General features: G+C 43.6%; 19 protein-coding genes, 1 tRNA gene and 2 pseudogenes. 5 read left to right on the top strand and 17 right to left on the bottom strand.

Features of this window, described 5'->3' with window-relative positions:
• Window positions 1-30: 30 nt before the first annotated feature.
• A complete protein-coding gene (locus tag B4H32_RS07220) occupies window positions 31-780 on the bottom strand; it encodes a hypothetical protein (RefSeq protein WP_004680724.1) in 750 nt (249 codons plus the stop codon).
• A gap of 176 nt (window positions 781-956) precedes the next feature.
• Here B4H32_RS07220 and B4H32_RS07215 point away from each other — a divergent pair, with 176 nt between their 5' ends.
• The 4 genes from B4H32_RS07215 (at window position 957) to B4H32_RS07200 (ending at window position 5,052) form a co-directional block, all read left to right on the top strand.
• Window positions 957-1,652 carry a DsbA family oxidoreductase gene (locus tag B4H32_RS07215; protein WP_286801080.1) on the top strand — a complete coding sequence of 232 codons (696 nt, stop codon included), beginning with the start codon at window positions 957-959 and terminating at the stop codon, window positions 1,650-1,652.
• A 392-nt stretch (window positions 1,653-2,044) separates the two neighbouring features.
• Entirely contained in the window at window positions 2,045-2,230 is a 186-nt protein-coding gene (locus B4H32_RS07210) for a hypothetical protein (RefSeq protein ID WP_004680726.1), read from the top strand.
• A gap of 11 nt (window positions 2,231-2,241) precedes the next feature.
• Window positions 2,242-3,666, top strand: coding sequence for a hypothetical protein (locus B4H32_RS07205; RefSeq protein WP_004680727.1), 1,425 nt, complete (start codon window positions 2,242-2,244; stop codon window positions 3,664-3,666).
• Window positions 3,667-3,990: 324 nt separating this feature from the next.
• Window positions 3,991-5,052 carry a hypothetical protein gene (locus tag B4H32_RS07200; protein WP_414630953.1) on the top strand — a complete coding sequence of 354 codons (1,062 nt, stop codon included), beginning with the start codon at window positions 3,991-3,993 and terminating at the stop codon, window positions 5,050-5,052.
• A 91-nt stretch (window positions 5,053-5,143) separates the two neighbouring features.
• On the opposite strand, the gene htpG is transcribed toward B4H32_RS07200, so the two are convergent.
• The 4 genes and pseudogenes from htpG to B4H32_RS07180 form a co-directional block, all read right to left on the bottom strand.
• Window positions 5,144-7,063, bottom strand: coding sequence for a molecular chaperone HtpG (htpG, locus tag B4H32_RS07195; protein WP_004756323.1), 1,920 nt, complete (start codon window positions 7,061-7,063; stop codon window positions 5,144-5,146).
• A 104-nt stretch (window positions 7,064-7,167) separates the two neighbouring features.
• Window positions 7,168-7,437: pseudogene (locus B4H32_RS07190) on the bottom strand (lysozyme inhibitor LprI family protein).
• A gap of 46 nt (window positions 7,438-7,483) precedes the next feature.
• Window positions 7,484-8,848: a Na+/H+ antiporter family protein gene (locus B4H32_RS07185; RefSeq protein ID WP_004680731.1), complete on the bottom strand. Its 1,365-nt coding sequence runs from the start codon at window positions 8,846-8,848 to the stop codon at window positions 7,484-7,486.
• Window positions 8,849-8,924: 76 nt separating this feature from the next.
• Complete coding sequence (locus B4H32_RS07180; RefSeq protein ID WP_004674351.1) at window positions 8,925-9,797, bottom strand: alpha/beta fold hydrolase; 873 nt, start codon at window positions 9,795-9,797, stop codon at window positions 8,925-8,927.
• A 90-nt stretch (window positions 9,798-9,887) separates the two neighbouring features.
• Between B4H32_RS07180 and B4H32_RS07175 the strand changes: the two genes are divergently transcribed.
• On the top strand, window positions 9,888-10,394 hold the full coding sequence (locus B4H32_RS07175) for a DUF4442 domain-containing protein (RefSeq protein WP_010589263.1): 507 nt from the start codon (window positions 9,888-9,890) through the stop codon (window positions 10,392-10,394).
• 56 nt (window positions 10,395-10,450) lie between these two features.
• On the opposite strand, the gene B4H32_RS07170 is transcribed toward B4H32_RS07175, so the two are convergent.
• The 12 genes and pseudogenes from B4H32_RS07170 to B4H32_RS07115 form a co-directional block, all read right to left on the bottom strand.
• On the bottom strand, window positions 10,451-10,810 hold the full coding sequence (locus tag B4H32_RS07170; protein ID WP_004680733.1) for a YMGG-like glycine zipper-containing protein: 360 nt from the start codon (window positions 10,808-10,810) through the stop codon (window positions 10,451-10,453).
• A gap of 228 nt (window positions 10,811-11,038) precedes the next feature.
• Window positions 11,039-11,404 (bottom strand): hypothetical protein, encoded by a 366-nt coding sequence (locus B4H32_RS07165; protein ID WP_004674348.1) that lies wholly within the window; start codon window positions 11,402-11,404, stop codon window positions 11,039-11,041.
• Window positions 11,405-11,567: 163 nt separating this feature from the next.
• On the bottom strand, window positions 11,568-15,761 hold the full coding sequence (gene rpoC / locus B4H32_RS07160; RefSeq protein ID WP_286801064.1) for a DNA-directed RNA polymerase subunit beta': 4,194 nt from the start codon (window positions 15,759-15,761) through the stop codon (window positions 11,568-11,570).
• Between the two features lie 143 nt (window positions 15,762-15,904).
• Window positions 15,905-19,993 (bottom strand): DNA-directed RNA polymerase subunit beta, encoded by a 4,089-nt coding sequence (gene rpoB / locus B4H32_RS07155; protein WP_004680736.1) that lies wholly within the window; start codon window positions 19,991-19,993, stop codon window positions 15,905-15,907.
• A gap of 308 nt (window positions 19,994-20,301) precedes the next feature.
• Window positions 20,302-20,667 carry a 50S ribosomal protein L7/L12 gene (gene rplL / locus B4H32_RS07150; protein WP_004659350.1) on the bottom strand — a complete coding sequence of 122 codons (366 nt, stop codon included), beginning with the start codon at window positions 20,665-20,667 and terminating at the stop codon, window positions 20,302-20,304.
• Between the two features lie 48 nt (window positions 20,668-20,715).
• Window positions 20,716-21,222, bottom strand: coding sequence for a 50S ribosomal protein L10 (gene rplJ / locus B4H32_RS07145; protein ID WP_004659354.1), 507 nt, complete (start codon window positions 21,220-21,222; stop codon window positions 20,716-20,718).
• A 248-nt stretch (window positions 21,223-21,470) separates the two neighbouring features.
• Window positions 21,471-22,166 carry a 50S ribosomal protein L1 gene (rplA, locus tag B4H32_RS07140; RefSeq protein WP_004674343.1) on the bottom strand — a complete coding sequence of 232 codons (696 nt, stop codon included), beginning with the start codon at window positions 22,164-22,166 and terminating at the stop codon, window positions 21,471-21,473.
• Between the two features lie 3 nt (window positions 22,167-22,169).
• Window positions 22,170-22,598: a 50S ribosomal protein L11 gene (gene rplK / locus B4H32_RS07135; protein ID WP_004637639.1), complete on the bottom strand. Its 429-nt coding sequence runs from the start codon at window positions 22,596-22,598 to the stop codon at window positions 22,170-22,172.
• Window positions 22,599-22,710: 112 nt separating this feature from the next.
• Window positions 22,711-23,244 carry a transcription termination/antitermination protein NusG gene (gene nusG, locus B4H32_RS07130; protein WP_004680737.1) on the bottom strand — a complete coding sequence of 178 codons (534 nt, stop codon included), beginning with the start codon at window positions 23,242-23,244 and terminating at the stop codon, window positions 22,711-22,713.
• A gap of 7 nt (window positions 23,245-23,251) precedes the next feature.
• Window positions 23,252-23,689 (bottom strand): preprotein translocase subunit SecE, encoded by a 438-nt coding sequence (secE, locus tag B4H32_RS07125; RefSeq protein WP_004680738.1) that lies wholly within the window; start codon window positions 23,687-23,689, stop codon window positions 23,252-23,254.
• Window positions 23,690-23,765: 76 nt separating this feature from the next.
• Window positions 23,766-23,841: transfer RNA gene (locus B4H32_RS07120), tRNA-Trp, on the bottom strand.
• 54 nt (window positions 23,842-23,895) lie between these two features.
• Window positions 23,896-24,195, bottom strand: a pseudogene (locus tag B4H32_RS07115) (elongation factor Tu); the annotation flags it as partial.

The following is a 24,195-nucleotide window of genomic DNA, read 5'->3' as shown; positions in this document are numbered from 1 at the left end:
ATGTATACAAGGCACCATTGCATCACGAAATTATAATTCTTGATCTAATACTTCAACATTGTTTTGCTTAATTTTATCCATCTTCTGATTTAAGCTGAGCACATCTTGATAAAGTGCATTAAATTTTTTGACTTGTGCTGTTTCCTTAAAAAGAATCTTGTTATCTTCTCTTTGCCAAGGGTAAGTTTTTAACATATCAAACATCGCTTGTGCTTTCTCAATAACTTGTTGTTCAATCGGAAAAATGTCATGCTCCTTGTCTGTTTTCAGGTTATTTTGCAATTTTTCTTGTAAGGATTTTCTCATTTCATTATGAATGGCAAGATTTTTTGCTTGTTCAAGTGAATCTGCCTGTATTTTCTGTCTGTTTATTCCGTATTCAGTCGAGATTTTTCGAACATCATGAAGCATTTTTTCAGTCTCACGATAACCTTTTTGACGGTCTTGATCTAAACGTTCGACATCTAAAAAAGTATCCCAATTTGCTGCTTTGAGTTGCCTTAAATAAGCGTTTCTTGCCTCAACATTTTGCATCCAATAACTAAGTAGAAATTCGGACATCAACTTATAATCACCAGATAAACGATCATCATGCACATTGAGTTGTATAGGCTTGCTCCAATCCTGCGCTTGATCATATAACTCACGCATTTTCTCAGCCATCACCACTTCAAACATCTGTTTACTGTCAGCAGCACGTTGCTGTAATTGATGTTGATAGAGAAGAAAAGAACCGATACAGATCACCACAAGCCCAAGCAAGAATAAAAAACGGCGCATACAGCCTCCAAGTATATTTATATTTTTTATGTTCTGAATTTAAGTTTAATCAATCAAACATAGACTGTTAATTGATTTTTATTTCATTTCTCGTAACGGAGCATTACATTTTCATTGCTTTAAATTTCGTAGTTACGCCCCTATTATCAAATTAACTGAAATTGTAGAGATATTCCATGCGTGTGGATATTTGGTCAGATGTGGTCTGTCCTTTTTGTTATATCGGTAAAAAACGTCTTGAACATGTGGCGGCAGAGGCAGGTATTGAACTGGAGGTGCATTGGCACAGTTATGAACTTGACCCAAACGCACCTGCAAAACATGAGGGCTCCAATACTGAGCGCCTAGCCAGAAAATATGGCCGAAGCTATGCCGAAATGGAGGAGATGCAACGTCATGTAGCTGCAATGGCGGCTACTGAAGGCATTGATTTTCAATGGCAGAAAGCCAACTCGGGCAACAGCTTCAATGCCCACCGCATCATCCATCTGGCACAGAGCAAGGGTCTGGGCAATGAGGCAGAAGAGGCCTTTTTCCATGCCTACATGACTGAGGGCTTGGCGATTGGTGAGCGTGAGGTGGTTGAGGAAATTGCCTCACGGATTGGTTTGGACAATGCCAAAGTCGAGTATGTGCTTGATTCAGATGAATTGACCGATTTCGTTCGTCACGATGAAAAAATTGCCCGCGAACAGCTCAATATCACAGGGGTACCGTTTTTCGTGTTTGACCAGAAACTCACACTTTCTGGTGCACAGCCACGTGAGATTTTCTTGCAGGCGCTGCAACAGGCGCAGTCGGCAATAACAGAAATTGAGCAGGATGCTGCTGCGCAATGTAATGATGAAAGTTGCGAAATCAAGCCTCAATAATGCTGGTCATTGGGTAAGCTTCAACATCAGTCCGAAGCTTACCCACTCATATACAGGCCTGTATAATTCCTTTTTATATCAAACTTTTATCATCGAAAAACCACCTTTTATCCAGGGTCATCATTCCGTCATTTTTTCAGCGGTCCTGTTTGCTCGGCTTTTCACCAGCAGATATGTGCGGCTAGTCACAACTCAGCCATAAATTTACAGATAAAATTTAGTTTTATGATCTAATTAACCGATGCATACTTTTAAAATGTTTTTATTTTCAAAGCTAAACCATGAACAATTTCTCTATTTGGAATAGCTAAATGAGATTTTTTACTAACTTATAGGCTATGGATTTTGCATTGTTTTCTTCTATAATCGTCATAAAGTGACATTCTTTTGTTATGGAAATGCAAGCGTTACAAGCCCTCATTAAAGGTCGGACCCCACCAGAACAAATATGCATTGAACAGCTTGTAACGTGGGCGAAACAGCATACCTCAACGACTACAACTGAATACAGACTGTTAGGGATTGCTGTCAATATTGTACTGCTTCACTATTTAAAACAGGCTCAAGCCTATCTCTAAGGAAACTATTGATGGACGTATTAGAGAAAGCTCTTTTGGTTGATGAGCTCAAAACTCTCATTGATAGGCTCAATGACAATAAAACTTCGCTTTTTGAAATTGCAAAATCAAAACAACGTATTAAAGACATTTGTGCATCTTGTGATGACCCTGCCTTTCAGGACCAGTTGATCCCGTTCAAACAATTTATCCAGAATGAAGATTTTTCCGCAGAAGAACTCGCAGATTATGGCTACACCATGACCTATCGTGGCACCTTTAACTTTATGGGGCGCGTTGAAAATGCCCTGTTTGCTTCTGGGGACATGGGCTGGGCCGCCTTACGTCAGGCACAGCACTGGCAAGTGTGGGTGATTCGCCCTGCCCTGTCTTTCCTTAAAAGCCCGTGGATGAACTCATCTCAGGATGCGTTAAAATGGCTACAGCGCCATGCCAGCGACTATGTAAAAACAGATGATGAGCTTGACCACCTCATCCCTGTTCTGGAACCCATGCAACAGAATTCGGCAGATGGCCTTTCAGGTCAGGCAGCTCATAAGGATGCGCTATCTATAATGAGAGAGGAAACAGCGAACTTTCAGATTCAACTGGAAGCACTTATTCAGGAAAAAATACAACCTGTTGCATCCACGGCGACCGCCACACGCGCCAAATCTGGTTTTAAACAGAATGTACGCCCCGTAGCAAACCTGAACAAGGCCAAGCCAATTGCACTGAAAGACTTTAATCTGGATGGTTTGCTCTGTCGTCTGGAACGTGTTGACGCACGTACATTCCCTTCGCTTTACCGTGTTGATCTGCACAATGACATTTACCAGAACATTAAAATCGACTGGCTCTATCTCAAGGCAGAGAATGACGCACAGCCAATCTGGGAATCTGCACAGGTTTTTATTGCAGAGCAGTTGTATGCACAGGGCCAGTTCTCGCATTATGTGGTGCTCGTGGGTACACACAACATTGAATATGCGACCACCATCCTACAGGCCTATACCGACCAGCGTCACACCACAACCAGCTCCATCCATCAGACCAGCTGGACAAATTTCAAGCAGCATTACCACCAGCATGAAACCCTGTTTAATGAATGTGTCATGAATGGTACTCTGGTCTGGCAGCGCGACCAGCGGGTATATCCTTATATCCCTGTATCATTTATCAATACTCAGAAATTCATTCCATTCGAGGAAACTGCGGCAACGTTCCTAACCCCTGTTATCCTGTTAAGGGAACGCCAGAAAATCCGCATCATTCACGGTTCGGAACGCGTTAGGCTATCCAGTGAAGACCAGGCCTATCCATACCTATTGCTGGACCGTGCCGAGGGATATACCTGGCAACTGATCCGTCAGGTGATTAGCCGCCTGCCACAACCCATTTCTGTACATGACCTTTATCAGGCACTGGAAAGCAGTGCGGCCTCAGAATCATCTTAAAACCATCCTAAATTTTACCCCTTAGTCCATCATTTTTTCCTACAACATTCCAGTTGTGGCTGGAGATGATGGACTTTTATTGCAAGCCCTTATTTTCCACTGATTGACCTGTTCACTATCTACCTCTGAAATATCCTCCAACCAAGTGTCAACAAGCTTTGTTGATATGACTACTTTTTGTGTCTATCACTTGATTTTATTCAGTAAATCATCAAGAATGGGGGTAAGAACAATATATAACCCTGCATTATGATGATTTTCCCAAAAACAGTGTCACGACCTCTATTTTATAGCTTTATGGCGTGCTCTTTAGGTTCAGCCAGCATGGTCTATGCGGCTTCAAACACTGAGCCACAGAATCCACCGCAGCCCCAACCTCCACAGACAGAAGCGGCGACATCTGAAAATTTTCTGGACTATATTCCAAAATGGGTGGATGCGACCCCAACTGTTTTTCCTGAACAGTCCAATCAGCCGATTGTGCCGCCAACGGAGGAAACGGAAGACAGAACATGGATTGATCGCAAACAGCGCACTATCCGCGAATGGACTGACCGCACCTCAGTTAAGATTGATGACTGGTTTGGGGAGATAGATCCAGAAAAGCCTGCTTCCGCCACCATCCGCTTTATGCTCGATAATTACTGGAATGAATATGACAATTACGAGGTGAAACCCCGTATTCGAGGGAAGATCAAGCTCCCAACTCTGGAGAAACGCCTGAGTCTGGTCTTCGGTGATGATACGCTGGACGATGAGTTTGACAACAATATTGCCAATATCAACAATCAACCGAATCAGGACACCAGCAAAAGGCTAGATTCCAAACAGGCACGAGATAACAACGGCTCTATTGCGCTACGTTTTTCAAATTTCTCCAAGCGACTGCCTTTTGAGACCGATGCCGATATTGGTATCCGTTCAGGCGATGATGTCTATCTACGTTTAAGAGCTAAGAAAAACTGGACTCTACGCAATGACTTCCATTTCAACGCCGAACAGATTTATCGCTATGGCAGTAAAAGTGAAAACTATCTTCGAACAAATTTAGAACTGATTCACGCACGCCCAAACCAACCTTTTTTATCAAATCAGCTCAGTTTGACCTATGCTGATACACAAGATGATGATTTAAGATGGGACAACCGTACATTCCGCCAGCATCAATTTTTTGCCCACAATAATTTCAACTATGGCATTTATACTGGGGGTTATTACAATGACAACAACCTGCGCCTCAATAGCTGGGGGCCTTTTGTTTCATGGCGTCAACCGCTATGGCGTGAATGGTTCTATGTACAGGGCGGCCTGAACTACTTCAATGACCACCGCGAAGACCGTAGCCATTATGTCAGTACTTTTATTCGCTTTGAAACATTGTTCTGATGAAAACACCAGCATAATTGTGGATAACTTCAATGTTATCCATAGAGACAAAAAACCTCTGACGGATCAGAGGTTTTTATTATTTAAGGGGCTACTTCAACAACAGGCTATTGATGCGTTTGACATAAGCCGCAGGGTCTTCTGGCAAGCCGCCCTCGGCAATCACCGCCTGATCAAAAATCACGTTGGCAAGGTCATCAAACTGTGCTGAGCTTTCCAGTTTTTTGACTAATGGATGTTCAGGATTAATTTCCAGCGTTGGCTTGCTTTCAGGAACCGCCTGACCTGCCTGTTTCAGCATACGGATCAACTGTGGAGAGAGTTCACCCTCACTGGTGACCAAACATGCAGGTGAGTCAACCAAACGGGTGGTCACACGGACTTCCTTGGTTTTGTCCTTCAATGAAGTGCTTAAACGCTCCACCACAGGTTTAAACTGTTCAGCCGCTTCCTCAAGCGCCTTTTTCTCATCCGCATCCTGTAGATCACCTAAATCCACCGCACCTTTAGACACGTTCTGTAATGGTGTCCCATCAAACTCAAAGACAAAATTCATTGCCCACTCATCGACACGGTCTGCCATGAGTAACACTTCGATGCCTTTTTTCTTGAACACTTCAAGCTGTGGTGAATTTTTCGCGGCGGTTAAGTTATCTGCTGTCACATAATAAATGGCTTTCTGCCCCTCTTTCATGCGGGCTTTATAGTCAGCCAAAGAGGTTGAGATTTCATCATTGGTCGATGTCGCATAACGTAACAGCTTTAAGATACGCTCACGGTTAGCCATATCTTCACCCAGACCTTCTTTTAACACTGAACCAAATTCAGTGTAGAAGGTCTTGAATTTTTCCTGATCTTTCTCATCTTCCGATTTTGCCAGGCCATCCAATAAGGTTAGAACACGGCGAGCATTGCCCTCACGAATGGTTTTGACATCACGGCTTTCTTGTAACAATTCACGGCTGACATTCAGCGGTAAATCGGCACTGTCCACCACGCCCTGAACGAAACGCAAGTAGTTTGGAATCAGGTTGTCTGCTTCATCCATGATGAATACACGTTTAACATAGAGCTTGATGCCCGCCTTTGCCTCACGCGTGAACAAGTCCTGCTTCGCCTGACTTGGGATATACAGCAACTGGGTATATTCGGTGCTGCCCTCAACACGGTTATGCGCCCATGCCAAAGGCTCTGCAAAATCATGGCTCAGGTTTTTATAAAACTCGATGTATTGCTCATCAGTGATTTCACTCTTATTACGTGTCCATAACGCACTTGCTGAGTTAATCGCTTCCCATTCATCGGTTTTGACCATCTGGCCACCTTTAGGCTCCTCACCCTCGGCAACCTCTTCCTCTTGCCAAACCTCTTTTTGCATTTCAATTGGCAGACTAATATGGTCTGAATATTTATTGATGATCTGTTTAACTTTCCACGACTCAAGATATTCCAGCGCATCATCACGTAAATGCAGAATGATGTCGCTACCACGGCTCGCTTTATGAATTTGCTGAACTTCAAACTCGCCTGTACCACCACTGATCCAGCGCACACCCTCGGCCGCATCCAGCCCCGCACGACGGGACTCCACCGTGATTTTATCGGCAACAATAAAGCCCGAATAGAAACCCACACCAAACTGGCCAATCAGTTGCGCATCGGCTTTCTGGTCACCTGTCAGTTTGGACATAAAGTCCTTGGTGCCTGATTTTGCAATGGTACCAAGGTTGTCAATCGCTTCCTGCTGGCTTAAACCAATACCGTTATCTGAAATGGTCAAGGTCTTGTTGTCTTTATCCAGAATGACACGAACATGCAGGTCTGGATCATTTTCATAATATTCAGGATGGTTGATCCCCTCAAAACGCAGCTTATCGCAGGCATCTGATGCATTGGAAATCAATTCACGCAGGAAAATTTCAGGATTGGAATAGAGGGAATGCGTCACCAAATGCAATAACTGAGCAACTTCAGCTTGGAAACTATAATTTTTTGAGGCTTGTTCACTCATAAATCACTCCTTATTTGTGAGGCTTAAATTTAGAATGATTTATGAATGGAGTATTTCTATGATTTTTCAATGCTTATGACTAAATTTTTTATACGCGCACGCCATTAAAATGGCCCATGACTCAACTACGCGATCCTGCAACAACTGGTCAAGCTGCAACTGTTGCTGTGCATAGGCACGTTTCAGGCATGGTGTATTGGCCCCATAGGAGTTACGCTGCTTTAACCACTGGAACTGCTTGTCCTTTTCTGCATCCCGCCCGCCCATTGGCAATGCAGCAGGATAATCTGATAGATGGTTGCCAGTTTTATATCAACATCATTCAGTCCAATATTCTGGCAGATTTGCTGTTCAGCTTTTAATTTGGCCTCCATCAATAAAAAAGGCTCTAAAATAGAGCCTAAACATTGTTTTAATTTTTTATAAAACCATTGCAGCAATCCAGCCAAAAATAAGCAGTGGGATATTAAAGTGTATAAATGTTGGCACAACAGTATCCCAAATGTGATCATGTTGACCATCAACACCCAAACCAGCGGTTGGTCCCAAAGTCGAATCAGAGGCTGGAGAACCCGCATCACCCAGTGCGGCGGCAGTCCCAATAATTGCGATCGTTGCCATCGGACTAAAACCAAACTGCAAACATAATGGCACATACATGATAGCCAGGATCGGTACGGTAGAAAATGAAGAACCGATACCAAGTGTGATCAAAAGACCAACCAAGAGCATGACAAAGGCAGCCAGGGCCTTACTGTCCCCAATCCAGCCTGCTGTTGCTTTCACAAGCTCAGGAACCTGATTGGTTGCTTCAATGACCGCAGCAAAACCTTGTGCAGCAATCATGGTAAAACCAACCAGTGCCATCATACGCATACCTGTCACAATCACATCATCGGCTTCTTTCCATTTAAAGATTCCAGCACAACTCAGGATTGCCACACCGACCAAGCCCGCGACAATCATTGAATCTGAATAGAGCTGTACGACAATCGTTGCAAGAATGGCAAATGCAGCCATGAATAACGTGAACTTTGCAATCTGGGGTGCTTGCTGCTCCTGGGTCATTTCACCCACGATACTACGTGCAACATTATGCAAGGCCTTGTCCTCATAATCTCGCGGTTTACGGTAGCTGATAAAAACCGCTGTTAACATCCCCAGGAACATTCCTGATACAGGGATCAGCATTGCTCGCGGAATTTGATCATTGCTGATATGAAAGCCGTAGCTTTGACCAAAATGGTTAATGTTGTGTCCCAAAATATCATTCAGGAAGATCGCACCAAACCCCATTGGCAAAAACATGTACGTTGCGACCAAACCGAACGTCAGCACACACGCAATCGCTCTACGATCCAGGCGTAGATGGTTGAAAACAATCAATAATGGTGGTATCAGGACAGGAATGAACGCAATATGTACTGGAATGACATTTTGCGATGCCACCGCAGCCGCACCAACTGTAAGAAAAATGAGAAATTTCATTTTCTTCTGGGTACGATTATCTGCATCATTTTTTAGACTTTTAACCAATTTATAGGCAAGTAAATCAGGTAAGCCAGAACGGGCAAGCGCCAAAGCGAAAGCACCGAGCACCCCATAAGCAAGTGCGATCTGAGCACCGCCGCCTAGACCATTATTAAATGCATCTAACGTACCCTGTACCCCCAGACCTGCCAACAAACCTCCCGTTAAAGCTCCAATTACAAGTGCAAAAACAACTGGAACCCGCCCCAGGGATAGGCCGAACATAACAGCAACCGCTGCAATAATCGCGAACATAACTTTGAACTAAATGAAACGAGGGCGCCATTCTACCAGAGTTTAAATTCCGCGATTGCCGTCAGTTGATTTTTATTTATGCATTTTTCACGATAAATTGGCGAATATAATCGGCAATTTTTTCTGGCTGACTCAGTACCGCCCAGTGATTCGCATCCAGCTCAACATATTCAAATTCCTCAACCCATTTTGGCATGGATTCCGTAATGTATTCAGGGCTTACGAAAGCATCCCGCTTCAATACAATTGCCTGCACAGGACACTGTGCATAACGCTGGCGTGGCTGGGTCAGGGATGGAATAAAGTTGGCACGGTACAGATTGATTCCATATTTACCATCCGCCACAATATTGGCATTTAATGGTAGATCCTGTTTTTTCTCCAGACCACTTAAAATCTTGCCCCATTTCTCTGGACTAAAGAATGTCCATGCTGTTGGTGCAAGCAATGGTAAATGGAATGCGCCGATGTACCATGATTTAGTCAGCATCTTCAAGACATTGCTTGGAGCGGACTTAAATTTCTCACGTAGATACAGAGAGGCGTGATCCAGGCAAGGTCCCGAAATGGTAGTATAGGATAATAAGCGACCCTTTAATTTTGGCTCAGTTGCCGATTCCCACGACTGTATAGAACCCCAGTCATGCGCTGCCATATGGAAATTACGGTTTGGCAGAACCTGATCAACCACTTCCTGCAAATCCAGTGACAAACGTGGCAAACGATAATGCTTGATGCGTTTAGGAATGGAAGATAACCCTGCACCACGAACATCGTAGGTCACGACAAAATAGTCATTTACCAACTTCTCAATAATCGGTTCCCATACTTCCTGATTGTCTGGATAGCCATGTACCAGCACCAATGGTGTGTTTTTCTCATCACCCCATGTCTTGACACAAAGTGTTTGCTGATCAGAAGTGGTGACGGTTTTTACTTGTGCTTGCATAATTCTTTCCCATTTTTTCAGTCGGCATGGTCATAAAAAAGCCATTGCCACCGATACAATAAAAATGATACTTATGGACTATGAATAGAGTTGCAAGAAAAAAAATTGACCATGAAAGACATTTTCAAAAAAATTCGAACCATTCCTGTGGTTTGTAAATTTATGATCAACCACTACTCACCTTACCGTGGTGCAGGAATCACAATTGAAACCATTGATATGGACAATTACCACATCCGTGTCAAAATGCCGCTCACCCGAAAAAACCGTAACATTGTTGGGACACATTTTGGTGGAAGTTTATACTCAATGGTTGATCCATTTTATATGCTGATCCTGATGCACCATTTAGGCCATAAATACATTGTGTGGGATAAAAGTGCCTCGATTAATTTCCTGTCACCAGGTCGCAGCACCGTCTATGCGGATATACAGCTCAGTGCCACTGAAATTGCGGAAATTAAGCAACTGGCTGAAAATCATGAACCTGTGTTTCGAAACTATACATTGAACGTTGTGGATGATGCGGGAACACGAATTGCAGAGGTTGAAAAGGTTCTGTATATCCGTCTGAAAAAGCCCAAAGCCAGTGCTTAATTTTACGCATATAAAAATGCCTGCAAGGTTTTGCAGGCATTTTTGAATCTGAGAAATTATCTTTTCTTCTCCTGAATGGCTGCACCAGCACCACCACCGATTGCGCCACCAATCGCAGCCCCAGAATCACCACCAAAGATTGATTTACCAATCACAGAACCAATACCTGCGCCAATTGCACTACTTGTGGTTGAGTTGCTGCTGCCACCCTTGGCGTTTGCACCGACACCTGCGCCCGCTGCCGCACCGACACCTGCACCAAGACTACCACCGACATGGTTACCTACACCACCACCAACAGCACCACCCAGTGCCGCCGCACCAATACGCTGGTCAGACGCACTCATATTCTGGCAGCCTGTAAACATCACCGCCGATAACATCAAAGTAGAAACTAAACCCATTGTTTTTTTCATGACTATACTCACTCCTGTTGGTTCTAATAAAAAGCATAATCTTCTTTTATGGGGAATTTGATCTGATTGTGTTATTAGAATGTCCAAATCGATTAATGTTTTGTAACGACTTTCCATTTTTATCATCATTAAGTTGACGCTTTAAATGACGAAAAGAAGCCCTTATCCTAGACAAGGGCTTCTTCCTAATTTTTAAACAATACTTGGCGTACTTCTAAATTCTAGTATTTAGTATTTGCCTTTTTTCTCACCATAAGCTGCGCCAGCACTACCGCCCAGTGCGCCACCTACCGCAGCACCAGCCTCTCCACCCAGAACTGCACCACCCAGAGCCGCACCCACACCAGCACCAATCGCACTGTTTCTGGTGTTTTTACTATTTGCACCTTTTGCATTGGCAGCAACACCCGCACCAATCGCCGCACCCAGTCCAGCGCCAATATTACCGCCTAGACCTTTTCCGACAGCACCACCTGCACCACCCCCAATGGCAGCCGAACCAATACGCTTATTTTCTGGACTTACATTTTGGCAACCCACAAACAATGTGGTTGACATTAGACCAACACCCACAATCATCATCATTTTTTTCATTAGAACTTCTCCTCTCTCAATTGAAAGTAGCATAGACTGCTTTCATGAAGCATTTACCTTGATTAAGTAATCAAGTGCTAATGCTGTAATGTGTTTATGTAACATTTGCTTGTTTTTTCCACAAAAAAGGCACCGCAAGGTGCCTTTTTTGATTTGCTGGAACTTAGAACTGGTCTGAGTTCAACGCTTGACTAAATGCCTGGTCAACTTCACTGAAATCGTTATGAAGTTCAAACTCCGCAGCTTCAGCCTCTTGACGACGACGCTCTAAGTGGTACGCAAGACCCGTACCCGCTGGGATCAAGCGACCCACAACAACGTTTTCTTTTAAGCCACGTAAATCATCTTCTTTACCTGTTACAGCAGCTTCAGTTAACACGCGTGTTGTTTCCTGGAACGATGCAGCAGAAATGAATGAGTCAGTAGAAAGCGATGCTTTGGTGATACCCATTAATTGACGTTCAAACTTCGCAGGGAACTTGTTCTGAGCCAAGACAGCTTGGTTCTCTTGAACAACGCGGATGTAATCCACTTGCTCGCCCTTAATGAAACTTGTATCACCGCCATCAGTGATATCAACTTTACGCAACATTTGACGTACAACAACTTCAATGTGCTTATCGTTGATTTTTACACCTTGCAGACGGTAAACGTCCTGAACTTCGTTCACGATATAGTTGGTTAATGCCACTTCACCTTTCAAACGTAAGATGTCATGTGGGTTTTGTGGGCCATCAGACACCGTTTCACCACGGTTGACATGCTCGCCTTCAAACACGTTCATGGTACGCCATTTCGGAATCAGCTCTTCATAAATTTCCGAGCCATCATCTGGTGTAATCACTAAACGGTTCTTACCTTTGGTCTCTTTACCAAAGCTCACGATACCAGACACTTCTGCCAGAATCGCATGCTCTTTCGGTTTACGTGCTTCGAACAAGTCAGCTACGCGTGGCAGACCACCTGTAATATCACGGGTACGAGAAGATTCCTGTGGTACACGACCAATAACGTCACCCACACCAATCGTTTCTCCATCACGGACAGTTACAATTGTATTTTGTGGCAGGAAGTAGAACTGTTCGCCGCCATCGGTTGTATCCAACACGATTGCAGGACGTAAATCTTTACCAGAAGCAGGACGTGCTGTTACAGGCAAGATTTCAACAGTGGTCATACCTGTTGCATCGTCCGTCTTAGAGGTTGCAGTTACACCATCAGCGATCTGGCTAAAACGTGCTTTACCAGCAACTTCTGTTACCAATGGATGTGTATGCGGATCCCAAGTCGCTACGATACCGCCAGCTTCTACAGCTTCACCATCTTTCAACAAGATGCTTGCACCATAAGGAAGTTTGTAACGCTCACGCTCACGTCCCAAGTCATCCGCAATACCAATTTCACCTGAACGAGAAACCGATACCAAGTGACCTTTGGCATGTTGTACAGTTTTCACGTTGTGGAAACGTACAGTACCTTTGTTACGCACTTGAACACTGTTCGCAGCAGAAGTTCGGCTCGCAGCACCACCCACGTGGAACGTACGCATGGTTAACTGTGTACCTGGCTCACCAATTGACTGTGCAGCCATTACACCAACAGATTCACCTGGGTTCACCAAATGACCACGTGCGAGGTCACGACCATAACAACGCGCACATACGCCGAATGTAGATTCACACGCAATAACTGAACGAACTTTAACTTCATCGACACCCGCTTCTTCAAGCTGAGCTGCGATTTTCTCGTCAATTAACGTACCACGAGGTAATACAACTTCATCATCAGATGCACGACGTACATCTTCCGCAGTTACACGACCCAATACGCGGTCACGTAATGGCTCGATGACATCACCACCCTGAATGAATGGTGTCATTACTAGGCCACCAGCTGTACCACAGTCAGATTCAGTAATCACCAAATCTTGTGCCACGTCTACAAGACGACGGGTCAAATAACCCGAGTTCGCTGTTTTCAATGCAGTATCAGCCAAACCTTTACGCGCACCGTGTGTTGAAATGAAGTACTGAAGTACAGTCAAACCTTCACGGAAGTTTGCCTTAATTGGGGTTTCAATGATCGAGCCATCTGGCTTCGCCATCAAACCACGCATACCAGCAAGCTGACGGATCTGCGCCGCACTACCACGGGCACCCGAGTCAGACATCATATAAATCGAGTTGAATGATTTCTGTTTCTCATCTTCACCTTGTTTGTTTTTCACAAGGGTATAAGACAAGTTATCCATCATCGCTTTCGCAACTTGGTCGTTGGTACGTGCCCAAATATCGACTACTTTGTTATAACGCTCACCCGCAGTTACGAAACCTTGCTCAAACTGTTGTTCAATTTCGCGAACTTCAGTTTCAGATTTAGCAATAATCGCTTCTTTGTTTGGTGGAATCAACATGTCTTCCATACCGACGGACACACCTGAACGCGTCGCTTGACGGAAGCCCAGATACATCAACTGGTCAGCGAAGATAACAGTATCTTTCAAACCCAATTTACGGTAGCAAGAGTTGATGAGCTTTGAGATGTTTTTCTTGGTCATCTCAAGGTTGATCATGTCAAAACTCAAACCTTGTGGAACCACTTCCCACAATAAGCAACGACCCGGTGTGGTATCAACAATAATGGTTTGCTGTTCACGCTGACCATTTTCATCAATCACGGTTTGATGTACACGTACTTTTACACGTGCATGGATCGCAACTTTACCCGTTGCTAATGCACGGTTAACTTCGTGAGTATCGGCAAACACCATGCCCTCACCCTTGGCATTTACCGCATCACGGGTGATGTAGTAAAGACCCAAGACCACGTCCTGAGAAGGTACAATGATCGGCTCACCATTTGCAGGTGACAGGATGTTGTTGGTGGACATCATCAATGCACGAGCTTCAAGCTGCGCTTCCAATGTCAATGGAACGTGTACCGCCATTTGGTCACCATCGAAGTCGGCGTTAAACGCAGCACAAACGAGTGGGTGAAGACGGATTGCCTTACCTTCAATCAGAATAGGTTCAAATGCTTGAAGACCTAGACGGTGAAGTGTTGGCGCACGGTTCAACATCACTGGATGTTGACGAATTACAGAGGCAAGAACGTCCCAAACTTCCGGCGTTTCACGCTCAACCATTTTCTTCGCAGCTTTAATGGTTGTTGCTTGACCAGAAGCTTGTAGTTTCGCGAAAATAAATGGCTTGAACAGTTCAAGTGCCATCTTCTTCGGAAGACCACATTGGTGCAGACGTAAAGTAGGACCTACGGTAATGACCGAACGGCCTGAATAGTCAACACGTTTACCAAGTAAGTTTTGACGGAAACGACCTTGTTTACCTTTGATCATATCAGCCAAAGATTTCAATGGACGTTTGTTCGAACCTGTAATTGCACGACCACGACGACCGTTATCAAGCAATGCATCAACAGACTCTTGTAACATACGTTTTTCGTTACGTACGATAATGTCTGGTGCAGCCAAGTCCAAAAGACGCTTCAAACGGTTGTTACGGTTAATCACTCGACGATATAGATCGTTTAAGTCTGAAGTCGCAAAACGACCACCTTCAAGTGGTACAAGCGGACGTAAGTCTGGTGGTAGTACTGGCAGTACATTCATCACCATCCATTCAGGCTTGTTGTTTGAATCTTTGAATGCTTCCATCAATTTCAAACGCTTAGACGATTTTTTCAGCTTAGTTTCTGAGGTCGTTTGTGGAATTTCTTCACGTAAACGCGCGATTTCAGCATCTAAATCGATATCTTTAAGCAAATCTTGAATTGCTTCTGCACCCATTTTCGCAGTGAATTCATCACCGTGTTCTTCAAGTGCGTTGTAGTATTCTTCGTCACTTAAAAGTTGATACTTTTCAAACGGTGTCATACCAGGATCAGTAACAACATAAGATTCGAAATACAATACGCGCTCGATATCGCGTAATGTCATATCAAGAAGTAAACCGATACGGCTCGGTAATGATTTCAAGAACCAGATGTGTGCAACTGGAGAAGCAAGGTCAATATGACCCATACGCTCACGACGAACTTTAGCAGTCGTTACTTCAACGCCACATTTTTCACAAATGACGCCTTTATATTTCATACGCTTGTATTTACCACACAAGCATTCATAATCTTTGACTGGACCAAAAATTTTGGCACAGAACAAACCATCACGTTCAGGTTTAAAAGTACGGTAGTTAATGGTTTCAGGCTTTTTAACTTCACCGTGAGACCATGACTTAATCATCTCTGGTGACGCAAGACCAATACGGATACGGTCAAATTCAACAGGTGCATGACCTTCTGAATCCGTTTTCTTACGCATGATATCGAGCAAGTCTTTCAATTTTTTTCTCCGTGTGTCGGGGAGCTACGCTCTTCCGACTGGGTCACAAATATTGTTTTTACTGAAATTATGGAATCTCCGCCAAGCCCCTCTTTTCAAAGAGGGGAACTTCCCCCCTTTTTTAAAGGGGGAACGAGGGGGATTTAGTCACCATTTTTCAGTTCAATGTTGATACCTAAAGAACGGATCTCTTTGGTCAATACGTTGAACGATTCAGGCATACCCGGATCCATGTAATGGTTCCCATCTACAATGTTCTTATAGATGCGTGTACGACCTTCGACGTCATCCGACTTCACTGTAAGCATTTCTTGGAGCGTATATGCAGCACCGTATGCTTCAAGTGCCCAGACTTCCATCTCACCGAAACGCTGACCACCGAATTGTGCTTTACCACCAAGCGGTTGTTGAGTTACAAGTGAGTAAGAACCTGTTGAACGCGCATGCATCTTGTCATCAACCAAGTGGTTCAGTTTCAGCATGTACATGTAACCTACAGTTACAGGACGGTCAAACTGTTCACCTGTACGACCATCAAACAATACTGTTTGACCTGTACGAGAAATGTCTGCCAATTCAAGTAAGTCTTTGATCTGGCTTTCTTCAGCACCATCAAATACAGGAGTCGCTAATGGAACACCAGCACGTAAGTTACCTGAAAGCGCCAAGATTTCTGCGTCAGTCAAGCTATCAAGCTCTTCCTGCTCACCACCAACCTTGTTATAAATCTTGTCTAAGAATTCACGCAGTTCAATCACTGTACGTTGTTCTTTCAACATTTTTTCGATCTTATCGCCAAGACCTTTCGCCGCCATACCCAAGTGAGTCTCAAGAATCTGACCCACGTTCATACGTGACGGTACACCAAGTGGGTTCAATACGATGTCGACTGGCACACCATTCGCATCATGTGGCATGTCTTCAACTGGCAAGATGTTTGATACAACACCTTTGTTACCGTGACGACCCGCCATCTTATCACCAGGCTGGATACGACGTTTAACTGCCAGGTAAACCTTAACAACTTTCAATACGCCAGTTGTTAATTCATCACCTGTAGAAAGTTTACGCTTCTTCTCAGCAAACTTCTCGTCAATCTCGTAACTCTTCTCTTTCAAGAACACTTGAATTTGAGTTAAACGCTCAGCAATTGCTTCATCATTTGGCTGGATTTCAAGTAAATCAACCAACTCTAAACCAGACAATACCTCTGCAGAAAGTTTATCACCGCGTTTGGTTGAACCACCACCATTAGATTCTTGACCTTTCAACAAACGAACAATACGTTCACGTGCTGCTTCTTCGAAGATTTTGTATTCTTCTTTCAAGTCTTTACGGTATGCATCAAGCTGAGCTTTCTCAATTGCCTGCGCACGTTCATCTTTTTCCAAACCATCACGTGTGAAGACTTGAACGTCAATCACTGTACCTTTAGTACCCGATGGAACACGTAAAGACGAGTCTTTTACGTCAGCCGCTTTTTCACCAAAGATTGCACGAAGTAATTTTTCTTCAGGTGTTAACTGAGTTTCACCTTTAGGCGTGACTTTACCAACAAGGATGTCACCCGCAGTCACTTCCGCACCGATATACACAATACCTGACTCATCCAACTTAGATAAAGCTGCTTCGCCAACGTTTGGAATATCAGCGGTAATTTCTTCCGAGCCCAACTTAGTATCACGTGCGACACATGACAATTCCTGAATGTGAATCGACGTTAAACGATCTTCTTGAAGCACACGCTCAGAAAGTAAGATCGAGTCTTCATAGTTATAACCGTTCCATGTCATGAACGCGACGCGCATGTTTTGACCCAGCGCAAGTTCACCCATGTCAGTCGATGGACCGTCAGCCAAAATATCACCACGAGCAACTTTGTCGCCCAGGTTCACGATGACATTCTGGTTAATACAGGTATTTTGGTTTGATCGTGTATATTTGATCAGGTTATAGATATCTACACCTGCTTCACCCGCAATCATTTCATCTTCGTTGACACGAATCACGATACGAGATGCATCAACATATTCAATCGCACCACCGCGGTTGGCGATTACACACACACCTGAGTCACGTGCTACGTTTGCTTCCATACCTGTACCAACAAGCGGCTTGTCAGCACGCAATGTAGGAACAGCCTGACGTTGCATGTTCGAACCCATCAAGGCACGGTTCGCATCATCGTGTTCAAGGAATGGAATCAATGATGCTGCAACAGAAACAACCTGCTGTGCAGAAACATCCATATGTGTGACGCGCTCAGGCGACATACGCACAAATTCACCTTGATGACGGACAGAAACCATTTCTTCAGTCAAGTTGCCATCTTTATCCACTGCTGAGTCGGCTTGTGCAATGACAGTGCCTACTTCTTCAATTGCAGATAAGTATTCAACTTCATCAGTCACACGACCATCAACAACTTTACGGTATGGTGTTTCCAAGAAACCGAAGTCATTCGCTTTAGCATAGACAGAAAGCGAGTTGATCAAACCAATGTTTGGACCTTCAGGTGTTTCAATTGGACAAACACGACCATAGTGAGTTTGATGTACGTCACGTACTTCAAAGCCTGCACGTTCACGCGTCAAACCACCAGGACCAAGCGCAGATACACGACGTTTGTGGGTAATCTCAGACAATGGGTTATTTTGGTCCATGAACTGAGACAATTGGCTTGAACCAAAGAATTCTTTGATTGCCGCAGCAACTGGTTTGGCGTTAATTAAATCTTGCGGAGACAAGTTATCAGTTTCTGCTTGGCTTAAACGCTCTTTCACAGCACGTTCAACACGGACTAGACCAACACGGAATTGGTTTTCTGTCATTTCACCCACAGAACGTACACGACGGTTACCTAAGTGATCGATATCGTCGACTTCACCTTTACCGTTACGGATTTCTACTAATGTACGTAATACATCAATAATATCGTCGTGTGACAGAATACCTTCAACTTCACGTGACTTCTGGTCAGTACCGACTTCGTATGGACGCCCCAAACGACGGTTGAACTTCATACGACCCACTGGAGAAAGGTCATAACGCTCAGAAGAGAAGAACAAATTATTGAATAGGTTTTCAGCAGCTTCTTTCGTCGGCGGCTCGCCTGGACGCATGACTTTATAGATTTCAACAAGTGCTTCTTCACGACCTGTTGTTGTATCTGCACGTAATGTATCCGCAACAAACGAACCACGATCAATATCATTCGTGAATAGGATGTTAAACTGCTTCACACCATTTTCAGCGATCTTCACCATGATGTCATGGCTAAGAACGGTATTCGCAGGAATCACATCACCACTTTTCAGTGTGATATCTTCAGCTGTAATACGCTCATATAAATATTCATCAGGTACAGAAAGCTTGGCTAAGTTCGCAGCTTCCATTTGACGTACGTGACGTGCGTTAATACGTTTACCTTGTTCAACGATCGCTTTACCATCATTGTCTAAGATATCAAATTGTGCCATTTCACCACGTAAGCGATCTGGAACAAGATCAATTTGATAGCTACCCATATCAAGATATACAGGTACTTTTTCATAGAACAAATTCAAGATTTGTTCATTGCTGTAATTCAAGGCACGTAGAATCACCGTTGCCAGTAACTTACGACGACGGTCAATACGTACGAATACTAAATCTTTAGCATCAAATTCAAAATCTAACCATGAACCACGGTAAGGAATAATACGTGCTGAATACAACACTTTACCACTTGAGTGGGTTTTACCCTTGTCATGGTCAAAGAATACACCTGGTGAACGGTGTAATTGAGATACGATGACACGCTCAGTACCGTTGATAACGAAAGTACCGTTATCGGTCATGAGTGGCATTTCACCCATGTAAACTTCTTGTTCACGCACGTCTTTAATTGATTTCGTTTCACGATCTTTAATGATCAAACGAATTTTTACGCGCATTGGTGCTGCATAAGTTGAACCACGTAAAATACATTCACGTACGTCAAACTCAGGCTTACCAAGACTATACTCAACAAATTCTAAAGCAGCATTGCCAGAATAACTTTCAATAGGAAAAACTGAACGAAATGCGGCTTGGAGACCGATATCTTCGCGATTTTTTGGAGTTTTACCGCCTTGTAAGAATGTACGGTACGAATCGACCTGAATCGACAGTAAGTACGGTGCTTCCATTACGTGGGGCAATTTACCAAAATTCTTACGGATCCGTTTCTTTTCGGTATATGAGTATGCCATCTGGAGTCCTCGGAAAGTAAACTAAACCCGCCTGCAGAACGGGTCTAGAAAGAATTACGCAGGCCGATATGGCCACCACTGTTTACAAATGCTGCAATTTTAGTGGTATTAAAACGCTTAACAATATTTTTATAAGCAAAAAAATATTGGTAAGCGTTTGATTTCATAAATTTTGTTTAAATAATACGCACAATGAACGTAAAACTATCAAAAAACGAGCCGATTATTGTAACGCAAAAAGGCTGATGACCCAAGAGCCATCAGCCATTTTTTGGAGCCGATTTTGAAAAAATCGACTCCCTACAGCATTACTTAAGTGTAACTGTAGCACCAGCTTCTTCAAGCTTCTTCTTAAGTTCTTCGCCTTCTTCTTTAGAAACGCCTTCTTTAAGAACTGCAGGAGCGCCTTCAACAAGATCTTTAGCTTCTTTAAGACCAAGGCCAGTAGCTTCACGAACTGCTTTAATTACAGCAACTTTGTTAGCACCGAAAGAAGTCAACTCAACGTTGAATTCAGTTTGCTCTTCAACAGCAGCAGCAGCTGGACCAGCAGCTACAGCTACAGCAGCAGCAGATACATTGAAACGCTCTTCAAATGCTTTGATTAAGTCAACAAGTTCGATAACTTTTAATTCAGCAACTGCGTCTAAGATTTGTTCGTTTGTTAAAGCCATGAGAATAACTCCAAATGGATATTGAATGGTGTGAAAGTAGATTTAAGCTTAAGCAGCTTCTGACTCGTTTTTCTCTTGGAGCGCTGTAAGTAAACGACCCAATTTCGAAATAGGAGCTTGAAGAACAGAGGCAAGCATAGTAAGCGCTTTTTCGTGGTTCGGAAGGTTTGCAATAATACTAACTTCTTCACCTTGATAAAGTTTGCCGTCAAATGCAGCAGCTTTTAATTCAAATGCTTTGTTAGTTTTAGCAAATTCTTCGAACAAGCGTGCAGCTGCACCCATATCGTCTTCAGAAGTTGAGAATGCTAAGATTGTTGGACCAACCAGATTGTCATTCAAGATAGAGAATTGCGTATCTTGAAGAGCACGTTTAGCTAAAGTATTACGTACAACACGTGTAGCAACACCTAGTTTACGAGCTTCAACACGAAGAGCAGTTAATTGCTCAACCGTTAAACCCTGGTAGTCAGCAACAACGGCAGCGAACGCTGTAGAAGCAACTTCAGTTACTTCAGCAACGATCTGTTTTTTGTCTTCGATAAGAAGAGCCATTGTAAAACCTCCTAACGGTGATTTATGCACCCATACAGGCACACTCCCAATTCGTAAGCCTTTCGACTTACACGCGGAGGAGTAACAAATCACACCACCGCGTCTACTCAGACTGGTATTTTAAGAAGCAAATCCTAAAACCTGCCTCGCCTGAGGTCTTTGACGCTGATAAACCTTCATTTATCAATTCAAAGTTTGCTCGGACCCTCTTTTAACAAAAGAGACCGAGGCTTTAAAATTCTGTCTAATTACTTAGAAACGTTGTTTACGTCAACAGTAAGACCTGGGCCCATAGTCGAGCTTAAAGTGATCTTCTTAACGTATACACCTTTAGAGGTTGCAGGTTTTAAACGTTTTAAATCTGCAATTAAAGTTTCAACGTTTTGACGTACAGCTTCTTCGCTAAAGCCAAGTTGACCGATTGCAGCGTGGATGATACCACCCTTGTCTACACGGTAACGTGCCTGACCAGATTTAGCATTTTTAACTGCATTAGCAACATCTGGAGTCACTGTACCCACTTTAGGGTTTGGCATTAAGCCACGCGGACCAAGAATTGTACCTAACTTACCAACAACGCGCATTGCATCAGGAGCAGCAATAACTACGTCGAAATCAAGATTTCCACCTTGAATGCTTTCAGCAAGGTCATCAAATCCCACAACATCTGCACCAGCTTCTTTTGCAGCTTCAGCAGCAGCACCCTGAGCAAATACTGCTACACGTACAGTTTTACCTGTACCTGCAGGTAAAGTCGTCGCACCACGAACAACCTGATCAGATTTACGTGGATCAACACCAAGGTTTACAGAGATGTCTAATGATTCTTTGAACTTCGCAGCTGGAAGGCTGTTAAGAACTTGTACCGCTTCTTCCAAAGTATAAACTTTGTTTGCCTCTACAGCAGCAGCAATGGCTTTTTGACGTTTAGTTAACTTTGCCATGTCTTATAGCTCCACTTCCAAGCCCATAGAACGTGCAGAACCAGCAATGGTACGCACACGAGCGTCTAAATCAGCACCAGTTAAATCTGGTTCTTTAGTAGTCGCAATTTCTTCCAATTGAGCACGAGTCAACTTACCAACTTTAGTTTTGTTCGGTACAGAAGAACCCTTTTGAATACCAGCAGCTTTCTTAAGAAGAATAGATGCAGGTGGAGTTTTCATGATGAATGTGAACGATTTATCGTTGTACACAGTGATCACGACAGGAATTGGCAAGCCAACTTCAAGTTTTTGTGTAGCAGCATTGAATTCTTTACAGAATGCCATGATGTTTACACCACGTTGACCTAAAGCAGGACCAATTGGTGGAGATGGATTTGCTTTACCAGCTGGAACTTGCAGCTTGATATAGCCGTCAATCTTCTTAGCCATTGAAAATTACCTCTGGGTACAGACGCCGTCAGGCTCCCCAAAAAATTAAACAACACCAAAGTGTTAGAACAACAATGCCCGATCAAATCGGGCGCTTACCAACCAACTCAAATTAAATCGTTTTTTCGACTTGTCGAAACTCAAGTTCAACTTGCGTTGGTCGATTAAATACATTAATCGTCAACGTTAAACGCGACTTTTCGTACTGAACTTCCTCCACGACTCCTTTAAAGTCAGTGAACGGACCATCAATAACGAGTAATTCTTCACCTGGTTCAAACATCGTCTTAGGACGCGGTGCTTCACCAGTATTACGTACACGAGCAAGAATCGCATCAGCTTCACGTTGAGAAATTGGTGCTGGTTTTTCTGGCGTACCGCCGATAAAACCAAGAACCTTTGGACATTCTTTTACAATGTGCCAAGTATCATCATTCATTTCCATTTCGACTAACACATAGCCTGGAAAGAATTTACGTTCAGATTTACGTTTCTTACCGTCCTTCATTTCAACTACTTCTTCAGTAGGAACTAGGACTTCACCAAAGCTGTCAGCTACCGTGCTACGTTGAATACGTTCATTAAGCGAACGCATCACTTGTTTTTCAAAACCTGAATAGGCATGAATAATATACCAACGTTTCATGGCGCTCTTACCCGATAATTAACTTAATAAACCAACCTAACCCATAATCAAAGCACCACAACACTAGAGATGCAATAATTACTACCAAGAGCACCTGCCACGAAGTGGTGATCGTCTCTTGTTTCGTCGGCCAAGTCACTCGACGCAGTTCAATTCGTGCATCTTGCAACAAGCGCACAAAGCCTTTACCTTGATGGGTGGCGTATAATAAACCTAAAGCGACAACGATACAAGCCAAAATTACCCCAACGCGCACCCAAATATCATTTGCAGGCGCCCAATAGGCAGGTAAATGCTGATTTACCAATGCAGAACCGATTAGCAAAGCAATAGCAACCAACCACAGGACAGCATCCAATGGCGAACTTGAACTTACAACTTCTGCATTATTTCTTTGAGGGATTGGCGCGTCGCTTAATGCGTCACGCGATTTATCATTCGACATTTTTTTACTCGTCGTTGAATTCGCGACTTATTATATGACAACTTAGCCAGAATCAAGCTTTTTTATTTAAAAAAAGTGGCAGGCCAGGAGGGACTCGAACCCCCAACATTCGGTTTTGGAGACCGACGCTCTACCAATTGAACTACTGACCTATTAAGCAAATCGAAAGCCGAAGCTTTCGATTTGAGTCTAACACAGTATGGAGCTTATGCAGTTACTTTCGCAACAACACCAGCACCTACAGTACGACCACCTTCACGGATTGCAAAACGTAGACCTGGGTCCATTGCGATCGGGTGGATTAACTCTACTGACATTTCTACGTTGTCACCAGGCATTACCATTTCTACGCCATCTTGTAGTTTGATCGCGCCAGTTACGTCAGTTGTACGGAAGTAGAACTGTGGACGGTAACCGTTAAGGAATGGAGTGTGACGACCACCCTCTTCTTTAGAAAGTACGTATACTTCCGCATCGAATTTGGTGTGTGGCTTGATTGTACCTGG

This window comes from Acinetobacter sp. UBA2063, from assembly GCF_002333245.1.
GTDB classification, from domain to species: Bacteria; Pseudomonadota; Gammaproteobacteria; order Pseudomonadales; family Moraxellaceae; genus Acinetobacter; species Acinetobacter parvus.
The sequence above is the reverse complement of the archived record's forward strand: the minus strand, read 5'-3'. Positions and strand labels throughout refer to the sequence as shown.